This window comes from Streptomyces sp. NPDC031497 (genome assembly GCF_055580905.1).
Window position 1 is genome coordinate 102,500 of the sequence record NZ_JBVIKO010000021.1, and the last position, 18,928, is coordinate 121,427.

An 18,928-nucleotide genomic window follows, 5' to 3' on the forward strand; every position below is an offset into this window, starting at 1 on the left:
CCGCCAAGTAACGTCCCTGGCCAGGACAGTTGAGACCGCTCGCCACAAGGGCGGCGCTCGAACTGTTGCATGGTGCAGGCGTACCGCAGGGCCGATGAGAGAACAAACCCCGCAGGGACAATCCGCTGTGCTACGACAAACAGCGTATCGACACCACGATCTGGGTAGGATGCGCTGTTCACTTGAGGCCGCTGAGCATCACACCACGGATGTAGTGCTTCTGCAGCAGCAGGAAGAGCACCAGGACCGGCAGGGTGCTCAGGACCAGGCCGGCCATGACGATCGGCGTCGTGCGGGTGGGGTCGACGTAGTCCTGGAGGAGCTGGATGCCGACGGGCAGGGTCATCACGTCCGGGTTGGCGGTCGAGACGAGCAGCGCCCAGATGTACTCGTTCCAGGCGTCGACGAAGGTCAGCAGTCCGAGGGTGACGAGGACCGGCCTGGTCTGCGGGACGACGATCCGCCACCACACGGTGAACTCCCCGGCCCCGTCGATGCGGGCGGCCTCCAGCACCTCGTCCGGGAGGGAGACCATGAACTGGCGCATCAGGAAGATCCCGAAGCCGCTGACGAGGAACGGCATGGCGAGCGCCGCGATGCTGACGGTCAGTCCGGCGCCGCCGCGCCCGAACAGGTCGTTGCCGCCCGCCAGCGGCCAGTGCACCAGGATCAGAAAGTGCGGGACGAGGAAGAGGAACGGCGGGAACATCATCGTCGACAGCACCAGCCGGAAGACGAAGTCCCGGCCGGGGAAGCGGAGTTTGGCGAGCGCGTAGCCGGCGAGCGAGGAGGTGACCAGCACCGAGCCGCTGATCACGGCCGTGGCGACGACGCTGTTGCGGAAGAGCACCGGCAGGTCCAGCTGGTGGACGGCCGCCCGGTAGTTGGACAGGTCGAACGCGTCGGGCAGGAACCGGTAGGGCAGCCGGCCGGCCTCGTCGGCGCCCTTGAAGGACGTCATCACCATGTCGAGGAAGGGCACCACGGTGAGCACAGCGCCGGTGACGACCAGCAGGTACGACAGCCAGGGGAAGCGCCGGCGGATCACGCGTCCTCCCCCTTGCGCCGGAAGAGCCACAACTGGACCAGCGTGACCGCGAGGACCACCGCGAACAGCACGAAGGCGGCGGCGCTGGCGGTGCCCCAGTCGCCGCAGGAGAAGGCCTGCCGGTACATCTCAAGGGCGGCCACGTCGGTCGCGTCCCCGGGTCCGCCCTTGGTCATCACGATGATCAGCGCGAACGACTGGAGGCCGGTGAGGAACTGGGTGACGCACACGAACAGCAGGGACGGCCGCAGCAGGGGCAGCGTGATCCGCCAGAAGACGGTGACGGGCCCGGCGCCGTCGAGCGCGGCGGCCTCGTAGTACGACTGGGGGACGGACTTGAGCCCGGCGGTCAGGACGAGGATCGCCGAGCCGACCGAGGCCCAGGCCTGGACGACGACGACCGCGGGCAGCGCGGTGTCCGGGTCCTGGAGGAACGCCACCGAGCCGAGTCCGAGGGCGTTGAGGACGCCGTTGACGAGGCCGCCGGGTTCGTACATGTACTTCCAGACGTTGCCGACGGCGACGACGGTGGTGACGATCGGCAGGAAGTACAGGGTGCGCCAGAGCCCCTGGAACCGGAGTTTGTCGATGCAGGTGGCGACGAGCACCGAGCCGGCCAGCGCGAGGGCCACGGTGCCGAGGGCGAACAGCAGCGTGTTGGTGAGGACCGGCGTCAGGAACGTCGCCCCGTCCGCGAAGAGGCGGGCGAAGTTGTCCGGTCCGACGGGGTCGATGTCGCCGAGGTCGAAACCCGCCCAGCGGGACATGGACAGCAGCAGCGCGAAGCCGAGCGGCAGGGCGAGGAAGACGGCGTAGAACAGCAGTGTCGGGGCCAGGAACAGGTAGGCGACGGCGGCCTGGCGGCGCCTTTGCCGGTCGCGTCCGCTGCCACGGACGCCGACCGCGGACGGATGGCGGGCCGCCCGTTCTGTCGCCTCTGTTGTCAGGGTGGCGTTCACCATGAGCGCGACACCTCCTGGTCGACCTGGCGGCGGGTGGTGCGCAGGGCCTCGTCGACGGACTGCTGACCGGTCCACAGTGCCTCGATGTTCTTGCGCAGCAGCGACTTGGCCTGCTGCGCGCCCGGCCCGTTCGGCTCCGGCACCGCGTAGGCCAGCGCGTCCAGGAACGGCCGCAGGTTCGGGTCGCCGCCGGCGCCGAGCAGGGTCCGCATGTCGTCGGCGCGGCCGGTCAGGGAACCGACCGACACCTGCAGGGCGCTCATCCGGGTGGCACCGCGCACCTTGTCGGCGTTGAGCCAGCGAAGGAACTCCCAGGCCTCGCGCGGATGTTCACTGGCGGTGTTGACGCCGAGCATGAACCCGGTGGAGAGCGTGGCGCGCCGGCCCTCCGCGTCGGGAAGGGGCACCGGCGCCACCCCGACGTCGCGGTAGGCCTCGCCCATCAGGGACTTGAGGTTCGCGGTCCACCAGCCGGCGCTGATCACCATGGCGACCTGCCCGGACGCGAACGCCTTGTAGACGTTGACGCCGGGGGCGCTCGCACCCCTGGCGACGAGGCGGTGCTCCAGGTCGAGCACGGCCCGGCCGGCCGGCGAGTCGATGGCGGTGCTCCTGCCGTCGGCGGCGACGAACCGTCCGCCGGCGGCGTTGAGCAGGGCGAGGGTCTGCCCGACGGTCGTGGAGTCGTCGTAGGTCGACAGGCCGAACCCCTGGACCAGGGTGTTGCCGTAGCCGTCCCGCCGGGCGGTGCGGTACGCCGTCTCCTCCAGCTCCCGCCAGGTGCGCGGGGGTCCGTCGACGCCGGCCTCGCGCAGCAGCCGTTTGTTGTAGTAGAGGGCGTACGTCTGTGTCTCGGTGGGGTAGCCGTAGACCCGGCCCGCCACCGACGAGGAGCCGACCGCTGCGGCGCCGTAACCGCGCCTGATCTCCGCGGCGTGCCCGGCCGGTGCCGCCCGCAGGACGCCGGCCCGGACGAGCTGGCCGTTCCACAGGCAGTACGGCTGGAGGATGTCGGCGCCCTGGCCCGCGGCCTGGCGGACCATGAACGTGGTCAGCAGGTCGGTGAACTCGACGGCCTTGGTCGCCACCTTGACCCGTTCGTGGGTGGCATTCCACTCGTCGACCGGGCTCTGGAGGGCCTTCTTGAGTTCCCCGCTGGCATAGTGCGAGAGCAGGGTGAGGACGACCGGGTCCCCGGGCCGCCCGGTGCCCCGGGACGGCGCGGCGCAGCCGGACGCGAGCAGCGCCGAGGGCAGGGCGAGCGCGAGGCGCCGGCGGCTCAGCCGGCCGGCCGGAGGGGTCGGTGTCATCGGGCGGCCGCCTCGCGGCGCAGCACGCGGAACACCCGGGTCGTGGTGAACCCGGTCTTGCGGTAGAGGTGGCCGGCCGGCGACTGGGCGCCGGTCCACAGGAACCACGCGGAGTGGGCGCGCAGGGCCCGCATCCGTTCCAGGACCAGGTGGAGGAGGACTTCACCGAGTCCGGTGCCGCGCATCTCCTCCAGCACCCCGATGGGGCCGAACCGTTCGTCCACCGAGTCGAACGCGCCGTGCATGGCCCAGCCGACCATCCGGCCGGCCGGGTCCCGGGCGACGACGATCCGGTCGAGCGGTGTGCCCGCGGCCAGACACGCCCGGATCGTGCACGCCCAGTCCGGGCCGAAGTGGCTCCCGGCGAGCGCGAGGAGATCCACCAGGTCGTCGTCGGCCGGGGTGGCGAACCGGTAGCCCCGCCCGGTGAGTTGGTCCAGGCGGTGGGTGACGTCGTCCGGGAGGCGGTAGCCGACCAGGACGCGGTCCATCGCGGCCGCCTCGTACAGCGTGCGAAAGCCCAGCGACTCCAGGAGCCCGGCCGCCTCCGGGTAGGCCTCCGCGTCCAGACCCGGGAAGACGTAGTTCGGGGTGTACGACGAGAAGTCCACCCGGGTACGGCCGTGGCCGTGCAGCCAGTCGAGGGCCTCGGTCAGCAGCCGGCGGCCGAGGCCGCGCCCGCGGGCGTCCGGGGCGACGAAGAAGAACGGGATCCAGCCCTGCTCCGGCTCCAGGTCGGTACCGGCCATCGGCGTCAGCCGCCGCACCGCGTAGGCGGCGCCGACCACACGGTCACCGTCGACGGCGACCCGCAGCCCTTCGGGATCGAAGTTGGGGTCGAGCAGCACCAGGGTGCGGAAGCGGTCCGGGGTGATGGGGTCGGCCGGTGCGCTGCGCCGCCAGGTCTCCACCACCCGGGGGCCGTCGCCCGCACGAAAGCCGCGGATCCCGGCCGAGGTTGTCGTCGTGCGGTCGGTCATCGACGGGATCGTCCTTCCGGGCAGGCCGGTTCCGCGGGATAGAGCAGTACGTCGTCTCCGGCCCACCGGCCGGGCGGGGCCGGCGGATCGCACAGCGACAGCGGGTCCTCGCCCGCGTCGACGGTCCTCCGCAGCCGGTCGGACCCCCACAGCAGGTCGACGAAGTGCCGGTGGCCGGTCCCCTCGGCGCCGCCGTCGACGGTGTGCCAGGCGAAGTCGTCCGGGTACAGCCGGCGCAGGACGGCGAGCATCGCGACGGCGGTGCGTACGGGTGCGAACGCCTTGCGGTCGGTGATGTGCAGCTGGACTCCGCGCAGCGGCCGTCCGGCGTGCTTGTGGAAGGCCGGTACGTAGCGCAGGTCGCGGAAGTGCACTCCGGGCAGGCCGAGTTCGGCGAGCGCCGGTGCGAACCGTGCGTCGAGGTAGGGGGCGCCGACGATCTCGAAGGGCTGCGTGGTGCCGCGGCCCTCGGAGAGGTTCGTCCCCTCGAACAGGCAGGTGCCGGGGTAGACGACGGCGGTCGCGGGCGTCGGGATGTTCGGCGAGGGGGCGATCCATGGCAGGCCGGTGGCCTCGGCGTCCATGGCGCGCCGCCAGCCGGCGGCCTCGATCACCGTCAACTCGACGGCACCGCCCGCCACCTGGGGCACGGCGGAGGCGTTGAAGTGCCGGGCGAGTTCGCCGCAGGTGAGGCCGTGCCGGACGGGGATCGGGGCGCGCCCGACGAAGCTGGCCCACGCCGGGTCCGGAAGCGGGCCCTCACTGGTGAGTCCGCCGAGCGGGTTCGGCCGGTCGGCGACCACGAACCGGACGCCGGTGCGGGCCGCCGAGACCATCAGGTCGAACATGGTCCACACGTAGGTGTAGAACCGGGCGCCGATGTCCTGGAGGTCGTACACCAGGGCGTCGACGCCGCTGTCGATCAACAGCTTGTCGAGGTCGCCGCCTTCGCACCGGTAGGTGTCGTACACCGGCAGGCCGGTGTCGGGGTCGGACCGGGCCGACTCGGTCTCGCCGGCCTGGCCGGTCCCGTGCAGCCCGTGTTCGGGTCCGAACAGGGCGGCCAGCGGGGCGCCGGCCGCGAGCAGCGCGGGCGCCGCCGGGCGCAGATCGGGGAGGACTCCGGCGTGGTGGGTCACCAGTCCGAACCGGCCGGGTCCGGCGAGTCCGGGCGAGCCGTGCAGTCGCGCGATCCCGGTCGTCACCGCGACACCCTCGTCCGTGCTCATCCCTTGCCCCGTCCGCCGGTGACACCTCTCGCAAGCAATGGTCGGGAATTTACTCTTATGTCCCGCATTTAGCGTCAATGAATCGCCGACGGTTCCCGCGCCTCCTCGGTAACGGGCGCACGGGTGACCGGTATCGGTCAACCACCGTCACCGGTCCCGCACTTGTCCTCGGGGCCACCGCCCGGCCGGCCGGGCCGGAGCGTCATGACACGCCGCCGGGCGTCCCCCGGACGTGGGACGTTTCCGTGTCGCCGGGGCGTACGGGTGCGGTGCCGGTGTGTGATGGCGCCGGGCCTCGGTCTCTTCCGTCGATGCCGTCGTCACCGTTTTCACCGCTCAAGAAGGACATCACGATGCGTCTCAGCCGTCCGCTCACCGCCGCTCTCGGCGGGCTCGTCCTCGCCGTCGTCACCATCGGTCCGGCCGCCGCCGCCGACGGGTCGTTCGTCTGGGTGGGGCCCCAGGGCAAGGCGTACGCCATCCAAAACCCGCCGGAGCGCAAGTGCCTCGACATGGCGCAGGAGGCGCGCGGTCCGCAGAACGCCACGAAGAAGGCGCTCGTCGTCTACAGCAAGCAGAAGTGCAAGGGCACCGCGCTCCGGGTCCCTGCCGGGCACTCGGCGCCCAGCAGCGTCCACTTCGCGAGTGTGGTCTTCAACCCTCGCTAGGGCCTGTCTGACAATTCCCGTCTGCCTCGCGACGCCATGCACGCACTCTCGCCGCACCGGGCGCAGACCCAAGTACGTCCAGTACGAGGGCCTACGCCCGGCACGCCGAGAGCACGCACCTGACGCCGCGAGGCCGCCCTCCGGGCAACGACGGGAATTGTCAGACAGGCCCTAGACGCTTCGCCGCAAGCGGCGTGACGTGCCGCCGTCCGGCTGCGGCCCCGTCGCGGCGAGGCCGCATCGCGGTGCGGCCCCGCACCCCTTCGACGCGCTGCCGAGCCGCAGCCGACGCCGTCCGAGCCGCTTGGGCCACGTGCCGTCCAGCCCCCGACCGGTGGCGCCGATCACGACACAGTGATCGGCGCCACCGGTCTTTTCCGCGCAGAAGGCACCCGGGCGCAGGGTTGCGCGGTCCACCGCCATGACCTGGGCCCGCACCGGTTCAGAGTCCCGCGACCGACGTCACACCAGGACGGCCCACATCACACCGGGACCCCCTTGATCGATCATTGACCGGCCGGTTTAGCATATGAGCGCCACCTAGCTCGATCGAGAGTAGATCTGTGACTGTCAACGACGACTCGTTCACCAACTGGAAGAACCGCGAGGAGATCGCGGAGTCGATGATCCCGATCATCGGGAAGCTGCACCGGGAGCGGGACGTGACCGTCCTCCTCCACAGCCGCTCCTTGGTGAACAAGTCGGTGGTCAGCATCCTCAAGACGCACCGGTTCGCCCGCCAGATAGCCGGCGCCGAGCTCTCCGTCACCGAGACGATGCCCTTCCTGCGGGCGCTCACCACGCTCGACCTCGGTCCCTCCCAGATCGACATCGGCATGCTCGCCGCGACCTACAAGGCCGATGACCGGGGCCTGGACGTCGAGGCGTTCACCGCGGAGGCGGTCGCCGGGGCCACCGGCGCCAACAAGATCGAGCAGCGCGAGCCGCGCGATGTCGTCCTGTACGGCTTCGGCCGCATCGGCCGCCTGGTCGCCCGGCTGCTCATCGAGAAGTCCGGCTCCGGCAACGGGCTGCGCCTGCGGGCCATCGTGGTGCGCGGCAGCGGGGCCCAGGACATCGTGAAGCGCGCCTCACTGCTGCGCCGCGACTCCATCCACGGCCAGTTCCAGGGCACGATCACCGTCGACGAGGAGAACAGCACGATCCTCGCCAACGGCAACGAGATCAAGGTGATCTACGCCGACGACCCGTCCCAGGTGGACTACACGGCGTACGGCATCCGGGACGCGATCCTCATCGACAACACGGGCAAGTGGCGGGACCGCGAGGGCCTGTCGACGCACCTGCGGCCCGGTATCGAGAAGGTCGTACTGACCGCGCCGGGCAAGGGCGACGTCCCGAACATCGTGCACGGCGTCAACCACGACACCATCAAGCCGGACGAGCAGATCCTGTCCTGCGCGTCCTGCACCACCAACGCGATCGTGCCGCCGCTGAAGGCCATGGCCGACGAGTACGGGGTGCTGCGCGGGCACGTGGAGACCGTCCACTCGTTCACCAACGACCAGAACCTGCTGGACAACTACCACAAGTCGGAGCGTCGCGGCCGGTCCGCGCCGCTCAACATGGTCATCACCGAGACGGGTGCCGCGTCCGCCGTCGCGAAGGCGCTGCCCGACCTCAAGGCGCGGATCACCGGCAGCTCGATCCGGGTCCCGGTGCCGGACGTGTCGATCGCGATCCTCAACCTGCAGCTGGCCCGCGAGGCATCCCGCGAGGAGGTCCTGGACTACCTCCGCGAGGTGTCGCTGACCTCCCCGCTGAAGCGCCAGATCGACTTCATCACCGCCCCGGACGCCGTCTCCAGCGACTTCATCGGCTCGCGCCACGCGTCGATCGTGGACGCGGGCGCCCTGAAGGTGGAGGGCGACAACGCGATCCTCTACCTCTGGTACGACAACGAGTTCGGCTACTCCTGCCAGGTGGTCCGGGTCGTCCAGCACGTCTCCGGCGTCGAGTACCCGACATTCCCGGCGACGGCGGTCTGACGCCCCTCGCTCCGGACGGCTCACCTCCCTCGCGAGCGCGAGGGAGGTGAGCCGTTCGTCATTCCCGGGGTGGGACCGGAATACGAGCGAGGTCCGGGGTCGTGAGCGACGACTTCGAGCGCGTGCAATCGCATGTGTCAGTCTCCGACGTAGGCTGCGCGGACGATTGGAGTCGGGTGCACTGAGCACGGCCTCCGCTCGCGGGCAGCCGGCCCCTGCCGGCTGCTCAGTCGGGTGGGACGGCCGGGTCGGTGATCCGATACCCCACGCCGGGTGTGGTGGCGATGACCGGGGGGTCGCCGAGTTTGCGGCGCAGGCGGCTGATGGTCACCGTGACGGTGTTGGTGAACGGGTCCGCGTGTTCGTCCCAGACCTGTTCGAGGAGACCCTCCGTGCTGAGGAACGCGGGGCTCGCGTTCAGGAGGGCTTCGAGTACCGCGAACTCCTTGACGGAGAGGTCGAGTCGGCGGCCGTCGCGGCTGGCGGTGCGGCGCATCGGGTCGAGTTCGATGCCCGCCGTGCGCAGGGTGCGGGATCGGGCGGCGGGGCGGCGGCGGGCCAGGGCGCGGACGCGCAGGACGAGTTCGGGAAAGTGGAAGGGCTTGGCGAGGTAGTCGTCGGCGCCCAGGGTCAGGCCGCTGACGCGGTCGCCGGGTGAGTCGGCGGCGGTCAGCATCAGGACCATCGCGCGGCCGTCCCGCTCGGTGATCATCTGGCAGAGGGTGTCGCCGTGGATGCCTGGCAGGTCGCGGTCGAGCACGACGACGTCATACGCGTTGACGTCCAGTTTGGCCGCGGCGTCGAGCCCGTCGTGGGCCACGTCCACGGCCATGCCCTGGTCGCGCAGTCCCTCGGCAATGACTTCGGCGAGGGGGCGGGCGTCCTCGACCACCAGGATTCTCAACGCGCCACGCCCGTCCCTGTGTGGGGAGCTTTCGCAGTCGCCCTGCCGTCCGCACGGGGGAGGGTGATGGTGACCCGCAGGCCGCCGTCGGGGCGGGCGCGCAGGTCCAGGGTGCCGTGGTGGGCCTGGGTGATGGCGGCGACGATGGAGAGGCCGAGGCCGCTGCCCTGGCCGGTGCCGGTCCGGTCGGCGCCGAGGCGGCGGAAGGGCCGCGTGAGGTCCGCCACCCGCTGCTGGTCGAGGACCGGTCCGCTGGACTCGACGACGAGGGACACCGCGCCTGCGTCGTCTTCGTCAGCCCGTACCGCGACGCTGATCCAGCCCCCGGGGTCGTTGTGCGCGATCGCGTTGTCGACCACGTTGTCGGCCATGCGGCGCAGCAGCGTCTGGCTGCCGCACACCCACGTGGAGCCGTCGATCCGGTTTTCGCGCACGGTCAGGCCCTTGGCCGCGATGTCCTGCGCCCGTCCGGTCAGGGCGGTCAGCGCGAGTTGGCCGAGGGCGAGGCGCGCCCGGTCGGTGAACTCGCCGTGCTGGGTGCGAGCCAGGACGAGGAAACTCCCCAGCAGCCGGTCCACCTGGTCGAGTTCGGCGCGCATCCGGTTGGCCAGCGTGATCGTGGTCTCGGGTACCGGGCCCGGCTTGGCGAGCACCACGTCCAGGGAGGCCCGCATCGTGGTGAGTGGGGTACGCAGTTCGTGGGAGGCGTTGGCGACGAAGAGGCGCTGGGCGTCGAAGGAGCCCTCCAGGCGGCCGAGTAGGTCGTCGATGGTGTCGGCGAGGTCCTTCACCTCGTCACCGGGGCCGCCGATGGCCAGGCGTTCGTGCAGGCTGTCGGCGGTGATCCGGCGAGTGGCCGCTGTCATCACGCGCAGCGGGCGCAACACCCGGCCGGCGACGAACCAGCCGAGGCCGACCGAGATCACCGCCATGACGCCGAGGGCGATGGCGGAGCCGATCAGGATCTGCTGGGACTGGGTGCCGTGCGCCTGAGCCAGCTGTTGCTCCAGGTCATCGATGCGGCCCTGGGCCTGTGCCGCCGTGGCGGGCTGAGTGCCGCCATCGGGGACGGTCTGGCTGGAGCGCGATCCGCCGGATGCCACCACGGCCGCGATCGCGAGCAGCGCCGTTCCCGACAGCAGGAACAGAGTCACGTACAAGGCGGTGAAGCGGGTGCGGGCGGTGCCACGGTGCAGGCCGAGCCGGGCGGTCAGGCCCGCGAGCCGTCGGGGCGAACCCCATTCCATCCGCATGCTCCCCTCTCGCCACCGCACCCAGACGCGTACCAGGCCAGGCTAAGCCGAGGCGCCTAACAGCGAGGTGACAGCGGCCGTTCGGCCCCTGTAACTCGCTGCATCACAGGGTGTGCCCATGAACAGGGAGAGTACGAAGGCGACCATCGAGGTCATCGCTCTGCGTAAACGCTTCGGGTCACAGCTGGCTCTGGACGGGATGACGTTCACCGTACGGCCCGGACGGGTGACCGGCTTCGTCGGCCCGAACGGGGCGGGCAAGTCCACCACCATGCGCGTGATCCTGGGCCTTGACGCGGCTGAGGAGGGCAAGGCTCTGGTCGCAGGGGTGCCGTACCGCACCCTGCGCCGCCCGCTTCGGCACCTGGGGGCCCTGCTCGACGCCTCCGCGCTGCAGCCGAGCCGCACCGCCCGTAACCACCTGCTGTGGCTGGCCCACTCACAGGGCGTGCCGGCCCCCCGGGTGGACGAGGTCATCGAACAGGCCGGCCTGGGCACGGCGGCCCGGCGCAAGGCCGGCGGCTTCTCGCTGGGCATGCGCCAGCGCCTGGGGATCGCGGCGGCGCTGCTCGGCGACCCGCCGATCGTCATGCTGGACGAGCCGTTCAACGGCCTCGACCCCGACGGCATCGTGTGGATGCGCGGCTTCCTGTCGTCGCTGGCCCGGCAGGGGCGCGCCGTCCTGGTCTCCAGTCACCTGATGGGCGAACTCGAAGACACCGCGGACCACCTCGTGGTGATCGGCCGCGGCCGGGTCGTCGCGGACACCAGCGTGTCCGAACTGCTCGCCGCGGCGTCCGGCGGCCGGGTCACCCTGCGTACCTCCGCGCCTCCGCGCGCCGCCCAGGTCCTGCACGGCGCGGGCGCCACCGTTCTCGCCACCGGTCCCGACACCCTCGCCGTCACGGGTCTGCCCGACGAGGAGATCGTGGCCCTGCTCGCCCGCAACGAGGTGCCGTTCTCCCAGGTGTCCGCGCACCGGGCGACGCTCGAAGAGGCGTACATGGAGCTCACCCGGGACGCGGTGGAGTACCGGGGCATCCCGGCGGGGGAGGCCACGCGATGACCGCCACCCTCGCCCCTCGCCCCCCGGCCACGAGGCGCGCCGAGCGGGGCGGGTTCCTCAGGACGCTGCACGCCGAGTGGACGAAGTTCCGTACGGTACGCGGCTGGGTCCTCGCCATGGCGGGGGCGCTCCTGGTGACGACCGTGGTCGGCCTGCTCGGCACGGCCGCCCCCGGCGGTCGCGGCGCCGCCTCCGCCTCGTACCCGAAGGGCCCCGGCGGCGAGGCCGTCAACGACAGCTTCTACTTCGTCCGCAAGACGCTCACCGGCGACGGCACCCTGACCGTTCCCCTGCGGTCGCTGACTGGTGTGGCCGACACCGGGACCGGCAAGACAGCCCGGAGCGCCCAACCCTGGGCGAAGGCCGGGATCATCGTGAAGGAAAGCCTCACCCAGGGATCCCCGTACGCGGCGGTCATGGCCACCGGCGGCCACGGCGTGCGCATGCAGTACGACTACACGCACGACACGGCGGGCCCTTCCGGCCATGTCTCCCAGGAGTCCCCGCGCTGGCTGCGCCTGGTCCGCTCCGGTGACAGGCTCACCGGTTCCACCTCCACCGACGGCTCCCACTGGACCAGGGTCGGCCACGCGAAGCTGCCGGGGCTCGCGCGCACCGTGCAGGCCGGGCTCTTCGCCACGTCACCGGAGGCGAAGCAGGACACCGCGGCGGGCACGGGCTTCAGCCCCGCCGTGGCCACCGGCACCTTCGGCCGTCCCGGCCTCACCGGCAGCTGGTCCCGGAGCGCGTGGAGCGGCACACAGGTGGGCGGCGACGCGGGCACCTCCGGCAGCTACCCGAACACCACCAAGGGCGGCTTCACCCGGACCGACGGCGGCGGGTTCACCGTGACCGGGGCCGGTGACATCGCACCGGTCGTCGGCGGGCCCGTCATGGGCGTCGGCTTCTCCGTCGAGAACTTCCTCGTCGGTACCTTCGCCGGGCTGATCGTGGTGATCGCCGTGGGCACCGTGTTCATCACCGGCGAGTACCGGCGCGGTCTGCTGCGTACGACCATGGCGGCAACTCCCCTGCGGGGCCGCGTGCTTGGTGCCAAGGCGCTGGTGGCCGGGGGCGTCGCGTCCGCCATCGGCCTGGTGGCCGCCGCGATCACCGTTCCCCTTGGGGAACGCGGCGCGCGGGGCAGGGGCTTCCATGTCTTCCCCGTCGCGTCGGCGACCGAGTTGCGCGTCATGGTCGGCACCGGCCTGCTCTGCGCGGCGGCCGCCGTGCTCGCTCTCGGCGTCGGTGCCCTGCTGCGGCGCAGCGGCACGGCGGTCGCCCTGGTCATCGCGTCGATCGTGCTGCCCTTCCTGCTTGCCACCTCCGGCGTACTGCCCCCGGTCGTATCGGAGTGGCTGCTGCGGGTGACCCCGGCCGCGGGCTTCGCCATCCAGCAGACCCTGCCGCGGTACGCGCAGGTGCTCAGCGTGTACGAGCCGTCGACCGGCTACTACCCGCTGGCGCCATGGGCCGGCCTCGCGGTGCTGTGCGGATACGCCGCGCTCGCCTTTGGTCTGGCCGTGGTGCGGCTGCGCGGGAGGGACGTATGAGTCTCCTGAGCGGTGCGCGACTCACGAGCACGGCGGACGGCGCGTGGCGCGGGGGCTTCGGCCGTGCCCTGCGCGCGGAGTGGACGAAGCTGCGCACCGCAGGGGAAATGGGGAGGTTGCTCCTGCTGGCCGTCACGCTGACCGTGGCCGTCGGCTGCGGTACCGCCAAGGCCGTGAAGTGCCCCGACGCGGGGTGCGGCCAGGACGCCGTCAAGCTCGCCCTGACCGGCGTCACCGTCGGGCAGGCGGTCATCGCCGTCTTCGCGGTGCTGGCCGTCAGCGGCGAGTACGGCACCGGGATGATCCGCACCACGCTCACGGCGGTGCCGAACCGGCTCACCGTCCTCACCGCCAAGGCGACGGTCCTCACGACGGTCGTCCTGGCCTCCGGGGCGGCTGCCGTTCTGGCCTCCCTCCTTGTCGGCCGCTACATCCTGCCCGGCAACGGATTCACCGAGGCGCACGGCTATGCCCCGCTGTCCCTGGCCGACGGCCCGACCCTGCGCGCGGCCGTGGGCTCGGTCCTCTACCTCGTCCTGATCGCCCTGATCGGCCTCGGCGTGGCGACGGCGGTACGGGAGGCGGCGACCGCCATCGGGATCGTGCTCGGGCTGCTCTACCTCTTCCCGGTCGTCACCCAGGTGGTCAGGGACCCGGAGTGGCAGCGCCGCCTCCAGGAGATCTCGCCCATGACCGCCGGCCTCGCGGTCCAAGCCACCGTCCGTCTGCACGAGCTGCCCATCGGTCCATGGGCCGGCCTGGGCGTGCTCGCGGCGTGGGCCGCGGCCGCGCTGCTGGTCGGCAGCCTGCTGCTGCACAGGCGCGACGCGTAGCCGAACCGAGCCGACCGCGAGCGCGGAGGCTTCGGGCCCCGGCGACTCCGGGAACGACCGACATCAGGTATGCGACGGCCGCCCCGGCTCCCTGCACCGCCACCCCTTCGGGTAGCGGTGCAGGGAGGTCTTGGGGATTCCGGTCCTGACGCTGATCTCCCCGTAGCCGGCGCCTTGGCCTTGGAGCAGACGCGCATACATGACATGCCGGAGGCGTCACTTCGGGCAACCCGCGCCCACGTCCACCAGCGGTGAAACAAGGACGTGGCACGTGCCGCTCGTATGCCGACCCACCCCTTCCCGCCCCGTGCACCACCCTTGACGCACCCACGCCCCGATGGCAGCTTTTATCGATACAAACAATTCCGAACACCGTTCGGTATATCGACCAGACGGCCTCCCGGACAGGAGTACCCGCGTGCCCACCGCCACCGCGATCATCAACCTCGACATCGCAGGCCCGATCATCAGCCGCCACCTCTACGGTCACTTCGCCGAACACCTCGGTCGCTGTATCTACGGCGGCTTCTGGGTCGGCGAGGACTCCCCGCTCCCCCACGAGGGCGGCATCCGCCTGGACGTCGTCGAGGCCCTGCGCGCCCTGGACATCCCCAACCTCCGCTGGCCCGGCGGCTGTTTCGCCGACGAATACCACTGGCGGGACGGCATCGGTCCGCGCGAGCAGCGGCCCCGGATGGTCAACACGCACTGGGGCAACGTCGAGGAGAACAACCACTTCGGCACCCACGAGTTCATGGCCCTGTGCGAACTCCTCGGCGCCGAGCCCTACATCAGCGGCAACGTCGGGTCGGGCACGGTCCGCGAGATGAGCGAGTGGGTCGAGTACCTCACCCGGGACGGCGACAGCCCGATGGTGCGGCTGCGCAAGGAGAACGGCCGCGAGGAGCCCTGGCGGGTCAGGTTCTGGGGCATCGGCAACGAGACCTGGGGCTGCGGCGGCAACATGCGCGCCGAGTACTCGGCCGACCTGGCCCGCCAGTACGCCACATACTGCCGCGACCACGGTGACAACAAGCTCTACCGCATCGCCTCGGGCGCCTCCGACGCCGACTACAAGTGGACCGAGACCCTGATGCAGCAGATCAGCTGCTTCGGCTGCGAGGCCACCCCGAAGACCTTCTTCCAGGGCCTGTCCGTGCACTACTACACGCTCTCCGGCCCCTGGGAGGCCAAGGGCAGTGCCACCGAGTTCACCACCGACGACTACTACCGCACGATGCTGTCGGCCCGCCGTATCGACCGCATCCTCACCGGCCACTCCACGGTGATGGACGTCTACGACCCGGGCCGCACGGTCGGCCTGGTCCTCGACGAGTGGGGCACCTGGTGGGACGTGGAGCCCGGCACCGACCCGGGCTTCCTCTTCCAGCAGAACACCCTGCGGGACGCGCTGGTGGCGAGCACCCACTTCGACATCTTCCACCGGCATGCCGCCCGCCTGCACATGGCCAACATCGCCCAGACCGTCAACGTGCTCCAGGCCATGCTCCTGACCGACGGCGACGCCCTGGTCCTGACCCCGACCTACCACGTCTTCGAGATGAACAAGGGCCACCAGGACGCGACGTCGCTTCCGGTGCACCTGAGCGGCGAGGGCACCCGGCGCCGGGTCGGGGACGCCGAACTCGACACCCTCTCCGCCTCCGCCAGCGTCAAGGACGGCACGGTCCTGATCTCGCTGAGCAACCTCGACGCCGAGGAACCCGCGGACGTCACCCTCGACCTGCGCGGCGGCACCCTGGGCGAGCCGACCGCCCGTGTCCTCACGGCCGACAAGCTCCAGGCCCACAACTCACCGGAGGCCGCAACAGCGGTCGCTCCTCGGGAGTTCGACGGGCTCGCGGTGACCGGTCACGGCCTGCGGCTCACCCTCCCCCCGCACTCGTTCGTCACCGTCCAGGCCCCGCTGAACCAGCGCTGACCCTCAGGAGTGCGCACATGACCCGATCCCCACGCCCGCTGCCCCCGCGCCACCTGCGGCCCCCGACGGGCTGGAACAGCTGGGACTGCTACGGCACCACCGTCACCGAGGAGGAGGTCCTCGCCAACGCGGAGTTCATGCGCGAGCACCTGCTGCCGCACGGCTGGGACACCGTGGTCGTGGACATCCAGTGGTACGAGCCCACCGCCCGGTCCCACGGCTACAACCCGGACGCCCCGCTCGTCCTCGACGCCCACGGCCGTCAGCTCCCCGCACCGAACAGGTTTCCCTCCGCCGCCGCCGGAGCCGGGTTCGGTCCGCTGGCCGAGCGCGTGCACGGCATGGGCCTGCGGTTCGGGCTGCACATCATGCGGGGCATCCCCCGGCGAGCGGTCGAGGCGAAACTCCCGGTGCTCGGGACGGAGTTCACGGCCGCCGACGTCGCCGACACCGACTCCGTGTGCCCCTGGAACTCCGACAACTACGGCCTCGACCACGACCACCCCGGCGCCCAGGCCTACTACGACGCCCAGGTGGCCCAATTCGCCGCGTGGGGCGTCGACTTCGTCAAGGCCGACGACATGCTCTTCCCGTATCACGAGCGGGAGATCGCCGCCTACGCCCGGGCCGTCGAGCGCAGCGGGCGGCCCATCGAGCTGAGCCTCTCCCCCGGTACGGACATGTCCCTCGCGCGCCTCGACCACCTGCGGGAGCACGCCACCATGTGGCGGGTCTGCGACGACCTGTGGGACCGCTGGGAGGATGTCGAGGCACAGTTCGCGCGGATGGCCCGCTGGGCCCCCTGGCAGGGCCGACAGGGCTGGGCCGACGCCGACATGCTGCCGCTGGGCCACATCGGCATCCGCGCGGAACGCGGCGCGGACCGCCAGTCCGCTCTCACCCACGCCGAGCAGACCAGCCTGCTCACCCTCTGGCTGATCTCCCGGTCACCGCTGATGATGGGTGGCGACCTGCCCACCAGCCCGTCCGAGACCATCGAACTGCTCACCAACGACGAGGCCCTCGACGTCCTGTGGCACAGCACCGGCAACCGGGAGGTGCTGCGGGAGCGGGACCTGGTGCTGTGGACCGCCCGGGACACCGACGGGCACACCCGGTACGCGGCGGTGTTCTCGCTGGCGGACGAGGAGCGCCGCTTCGAGGTGCCGCTGGGGTCGATCGGGGCCGGGCCCCGCGACCGGGTCCGGGAGGTCTGGACCCGCACCGACACCGCCCACGACGAGCGGCGGCTGACCGTCGAACTGCCCGCCCACGGCGCGGCCCTCTATCGTCTTGCCGAGGACGGCAGGCGGGAGTGAGCGTGGCGACGATCCAGGACGTGGCGAAGGCGGCCGGCGTGTCGGCGATGACCGTCTCCAACGTGATCAACGGCCACCCCAACGTCCGCCCCGCCACCCGCGACCGCGTCCTGGAGGCGATGACCCGGCTCGACTACCGGGTCAACGTCGCCGCCCGCAATCTGCGCAAGGGCCGTACCGGGACGATCTGCCTGGCGGTCCCCGAGATCAACCGTCCGTACTACGGGCGGCTGGCCGCGTCGATCATCGCGGCGGCCGACCGGCACGGCCTCGGGGTGAGCATCGAGCAGACCGGCGCCCGCCGGGAGAACGAACTGGCGGCCATCGCCCTGTCCCGCAACCGGCTCTACGACGGCCTCATCCTCAGCACCGTCGGGATGGGGGCGGCCGATGCCGAGGCGCTGGAGGTCGACCATCCGGTGGTGATCCTGGGCGAGCGGCTCTTCGGCGGGCCCGTCGACCATGTCGCCATGCCGAACGAGGCGGCCTCGGAGGCGGCGACCCGCCATCTCGTCGAGCGGGGCTGCCGGCGGATCGCCCTCGTGTGCGGGCACCTGGGCAGCGAGGCCGACGTGTCGAGCCTGCGGCACGCCGGATATCTGCGGGCGCTGGCCGCCGCGGGACTGCCGGCCGACCCGGAACTGGTGGTGACCACCGAGTCGCTCACCATGCGGGAGGCCGCCCGCCGCATCCGGGAGGAGGTGGCCGGCGGCCTCGATCTCGACGGCGTGTTCTGTGTGACGGACACGGTGGCCATGGGCGTGCTGCGCGCTCTCGCCGACGCCGGACTCCGGGTGCCGGAACAGGTCAAGGTGATCGGCTTCGACAACGTCGACGAGAGCGCCTACCTCGTCCCCTCCCTGTCCACCGTCGACCCGGACCACGACCTGATGGCCGAACGCGCGGTCGCCCTGCTGGCGGCACGCATCGACCCGGCCGGACCCGGGCCGGAGCGGGAGGAGTTCATCGGCCCCTTCCGCCTGGTGGTACGGGAGTCGACGGGCGGTTGAACCGCTCAGCCGCCCACGGACGCCCCCCTGGGCATGGGAGGGAGGTGACGCAAGCGTCACGAGTCCCCATCAGACGAGGTGGCCGAAGACGACCAGATTCTCCGTGTAGTCCTTCACGTCGTGGTCGTAGTCGCCGGCGCAGGTGATCAGGCGCACCTCCGGGCGGGAGGTGTCCGCGTAGACGCGTTCGCTGGGGAAGTCGTCCTTGGCGAAGGTGTCGGCGCTGTCGACCACGAAGTCCACCTGCGTGCCGTCGGCCCGGAGCACCGAGAAGTGGTCGCCGGGCTCCAGTTCGTCCAGCCGGACGAAGACGGCCGCCGAGACCTTGGTGTCGACGTGCCCGGCGATGATCGCGGTGCCCGCCTCGCCGGGCGCCGGGCCCTCGGCGTACCAGCCGACGAGGTTGGTGTCGGCGGCGGGCGGCGGCTGGAGCTGGCCCGAGGGGGCGAGGGTGAGGGTGGTGAAGGGGGCGTCGACAGCGATCTTCGGGATGAGCAGGCGGGTCGGCGCGGACCGGGGCAGCGCCTCGCCGGCCCGGCGCGCATCGCCCGAGGGGGCGGCGTCCGCGCTCTCGGCCCGCGTGCCGCCCGAGGCGTCGGAGGCGTTGCCGTGTCCACCCAGCAGCGCCACGGCCAGGAGCAGGACGGCCACGGCCCACACGGGCAGCCGTCCGGCGCGCCGGGTGCCGTCCGGGTTCCCGGGATCCGCGGCGTCGGGTGTGGGGGCCTCGGGGTTCGAGGAAGAGGGGCCAGCTGCCATCACAGGTCACCTTTCTGGGGCACGGCAGCGGGAGGGGCGGAACGGGGCCGCGGCCGCGCCTGTGACGGTCGGCGGCCGCGGCT

16 protein-coding genes are annotated in these 18,928 nt (G+C 71.5%); 8 read left to right on the plus strand and 8 right to left on the minus strand.

What is annotated here, in order from left to right:
* Nucleotides 1-178: 178 nt before the first annotated feature.
* From ACZ5K7_RS34800 to ACZ5K7_RS34820, 5 genes are read right to left on the minus strand one after another with little or no spacing between them, the layout of a single operon-like run.
* Nucleotides 179-1,048, minus strand: coding sequence for a carbohydrate ABC transporter permease (locus tag ACZ5K7_RS34800; RefSeq protein ID WP_468919861.1), 870 nt, complete (start codon nucleotides 1,046-1,048; stop codon nucleotides 179-181).
* A complete protein-coding gene (locus tag ACZ5K7_RS34805) occupies nucleotides 1,045-2,010 on the minus strand; it encodes a carbohydrate ABC transporter permease (RefSeq protein WP_468919864.1) in 966 nt (321 codons plus the stop codon). Before ACZ5K7_RS34805 ends, ACZ5K7_RS34800 begins: the two co-directional genes overlap by 4 nt.
* Nucleotides 2,004-3,320, minus strand: coding sequence for an ABC transporter substrate-binding protein (locus tag ACZ5K7_RS34810; RefSeq protein ID WP_468919867.1), 1,317 nt, complete (start codon nucleotides 3,318-3,320; stop codon nucleotides 2,004-2,006). Before ACZ5K7_RS34810 ends, ACZ5K7_RS34805 begins: the two co-directional genes overlap by 7 nt.
* Complete coding sequence (locus ACZ5K7_RS34815) at nucleotides 3,317-4,300, minus strand: GNAT family N-acetyltransferase (protein WP_468919870.1); 984 nt, start codon at nucleotides 4,298-4,300, stop codon at nucleotides 3,317-3,319. Before ACZ5K7_RS34815 ends, ACZ5K7_RS34810 begins: the two co-directional genes overlap by 4 nt.
* The gene (locus ACZ5K7_RS34820) at nucleotides 4,297-5,529 is read right to left on the minus strand and encodes an exo-beta-N-acetylmuramidase NamZ family protein (RefSeq protein WP_468919873.1); all 1,233 of its coding nucleotides are present in this window, start codon (nucleotides 5,527-5,529) and stop codon (nucleotides 4,297-4,299) included. Before ACZ5K7_RS34820 ends, ACZ5K7_RS34815 begins: the two co-directional genes overlap by 4 nt.
* Before the next feature lie 353 nt (nucleotides 5,530-5,882).
* Between ACZ5K7_RS34820 and ACZ5K7_RS34825 the strand changes: the two genes are divergently transcribed.
* Both ACZ5K7_RS34825 and ACZ5K7_RS34830 read left to right on the plus strand, forming a co-directional pair.
* Entirely contained in the window at nucleotides 5,883-6,197 is a 315-nt protein-coding gene (locus ACZ5K7_RS34825) for a hypothetical protein (protein WP_351702302.1), read from the plus strand.
* A 563-nt stretch (nucleotides 6,198-6,760) separates the two neighbouring features.
* On the plus strand, nucleotides 6,761-8,206 hold the full coding sequence (locus tag ACZ5K7_RS34830; protein WP_351711098.1) for a glyceraldehyde-3-phosphate dehydrogenase: 1,446 nt from the start codon (nucleotides 6,761-6,763) through the stop codon (nucleotides 8,204-8,206).
* A gap of 226 nt (nucleotides 8,207-8,432) precedes the next feature.
* Here the strand turns inward: ACZ5K7_RS34830 and ACZ5K7_RS34835 are convergent, their stop codons facing one another.
* Together ACZ5K7_RS34835 and ACZ5K7_RS34840 are read right to left on the minus strand one after the other, a co-directional pair.
* Entirely contained in the window at nucleotides 8,433-9,110 is a 678-nt protein-coding gene (locus ACZ5K7_RS34835) for a response regulator transcription factor (protein ID WP_468919877.1), read from the minus strand.
* Complete coding sequence (locus tag ACZ5K7_RS34840) at nucleotides 9,107-10,357, minus strand: sensor histidine kinase (RefSeq protein WP_468919880.1); 1,251 nt, start codon at nucleotides 10,355-10,357, stop codon at nucleotides 9,107-9,109. The genes ACZ5K7_RS34835 and ACZ5K7_RS34840 overlap by 4 nt, the downstream gene beginning before the upstream one ends.
* Nucleotides 10,358-10,481: 124 nt before the next feature.
* On the opposite strand from ACZ5K7_RS34840, the gene ACZ5K7_RS34845 reads away from it, so the two are divergent.
* From ACZ5K7_RS34845 to ACZ5K7_RS34870, 6 genes are all read left to right on the plus strand, one after another.
* Nucleotides 10,482-11,429, plus strand: a complete 948-nt coding sequence (locus tag ACZ5K7_RS34845; RefSeq protein WP_468919883.1) for an ATP-binding cassette domain-containing protein — start codon at nucleotides 10,482-10,484, stop codon at nucleotides 11,427-11,429.
* Nucleotides 11,426-12,982 (plus strand): DUF1349 domain-containing protein, encoded by a 1,557-nt coding sequence (locus ACZ5K7_RS34850; protein ID WP_468919886.1) that lies wholly within the window; start codon nucleotides 11,426-11,428, stop codon nucleotides 12,980-12,982. The genes ACZ5K7_RS34845 and ACZ5K7_RS34850 overlap by 4 nt, the downstream gene beginning before the upstream one ends.
* A complete protein-coding gene (locus ACZ5K7_RS34855) occupies nucleotides 12,979-13,815 on the plus strand; it encodes an ABC-2 transporter permease (protein WP_468919889.1) in 837 nt (278 codons plus the stop codon). Before ACZ5K7_RS34850 ends, ACZ5K7_RS34855 begins: the two co-directional genes overlap by 4 nt.
* A 418-nt stretch (nucleotides 13,816-14,233) precedes the next feature.
* Nucleotides 14,234-15,757, plus strand: a complete 1,524-nt coding sequence (locus ACZ5K7_RS34860) for an alpha-N-arabinofuranosidase (RefSeq protein ID WP_468919892.1) — start codon at nucleotides 14,234-14,236, stop codon at nucleotides 15,755-15,757.
* Nucleotides 15,758-15,774: 17 nt separating this feature from the next.
* The gene (locus ACZ5K7_RS34865; RefSeq protein WP_468919895.1) at nucleotides 15,775-17,076 is read left to right on the plus strand and encodes a glycoside hydrolase family 27 protein; all 1,302 of its coding nucleotides are present in this window, start codon (nucleotides 15,775-15,777) and stop codon (nucleotides 17,074-17,076) included.
* A gap of 2 nt (nucleotides 17,077-17,078) precedes the next feature.
* Nucleotides 17,079-18,086, plus strand: a complete 1,008-nt coding sequence (locus ACZ5K7_RS34870) for a LacI family DNA-binding transcriptional regulator (protein WP_468919898.1) — start codon at nucleotides 17,079-17,081, stop codon at nucleotides 18,084-18,086.
* 69 nt (nucleotides 18,087-18,155) lie between these two features.
* Here the strand turns inward: ACZ5K7_RS34870 and ACZ5K7_RS34875 are convergent, their stop codons facing one another.
* The gene (locus tag ACZ5K7_RS34875) at nucleotides 18,156-18,845 is read right to left on the minus strand and encodes a class F sortase (protein ID WP_468919901.1); all 690 of its coding nucleotides are present in this window, start codon (nucleotides 18,843-18,845) and stop codon (nucleotides 18,156-18,158) included.
* Between the last annotated feature and the right edge of the window lie 83 nt (nucleotides 18,846-18,928).

What these genes read in the sequence shown, in the direction of transcription:
- ACZ5K7_RS34865 (WP_468919895.1), top strand. Translation starts at nt 15,775, where the DNA reads ATGACCCGATCCCCACGCCCGCTGCCCCCGCGCCACCTGCGGCCCCCG.
- ACZ5K7_RS34875 (WP_468919901.1), bottom strand. Translation starts at nt 18,845, where the DNA reads ATGGCAGCTGGCCCCTCTTCCTCGAACCCCGAGGCCCCCACACCCGAC.
- ACZ5K7_RS34825 (WP_351702302.1), top strand. Translation starts at nt 5,883, where the DNA reads ATGCGTCTCAGCCGTCCGCTCACCGCCGCTCTCGGCGGGCTCGTCCTC.
- ACZ5K7_RS34855 (WP_468919889.1), top strand. Translation starts at nt 12,979, where the DNA reads ATGAGTCTCCTGAGCGGTGCGCGACTCACGAGCACGGCGGACGGCGCG.
- ACZ5K7_RS34810 (WP_468919867.1), bottom strand. Translation starts at nt 3,320, where the DNA reads ATGACACCGACCCCTCCGGCCGGCCGGCTGAGCCGCCGGCGCCTCGCG.
- ACZ5K7_RS34805 (WP_468919864.1), bottom strand. Translation starts at nt 2,010, where the DNA reads ATGGTGAACGCCACCCTGACAACAGAGGCGACAGAACGGGCGGCCCGC.
- ACZ5K7_RS34850 (WP_468919886.1), top strand. Translation starts at nt 11,426, where the DNA reads ATGACCGCCACCCTCGCCCCTCGCCCCCCGGCCACGAGGCGCGCCGAG.
- ACZ5K7_RS34845 (WP_468919883.1), top strand. Translation starts at nt 10,482, where the DNA reads ATGAACAGGGAGAGTACGAAGGCGACCATCGAGGTCATCGCTCTGCGT.
- ACZ5K7_RS34840 (WP_468919880.1), bottom strand. Translation starts at nt 10,357, where the DNA reads ATGGAATGGGGTTCGCCCCGACGGCTCGCGGGCCTGACCGCCCGGCTC.
- ACZ5K7_RS34820 (WP_468919873.1), bottom strand. Translation starts at nt 5,529, where the DNA reads ATGAGCACGGACGAGGGTGTCGCGGTGACGACCGGGATCGCGCGACTG.
- ACZ5K7_RS34815 (WP_468919870.1), bottom strand. Translation starts at nt 4,300, where the DNA reads ATGACCGACCGCACGACGACAACCTCGGCCGGGATCCGCGGCTTTCGT.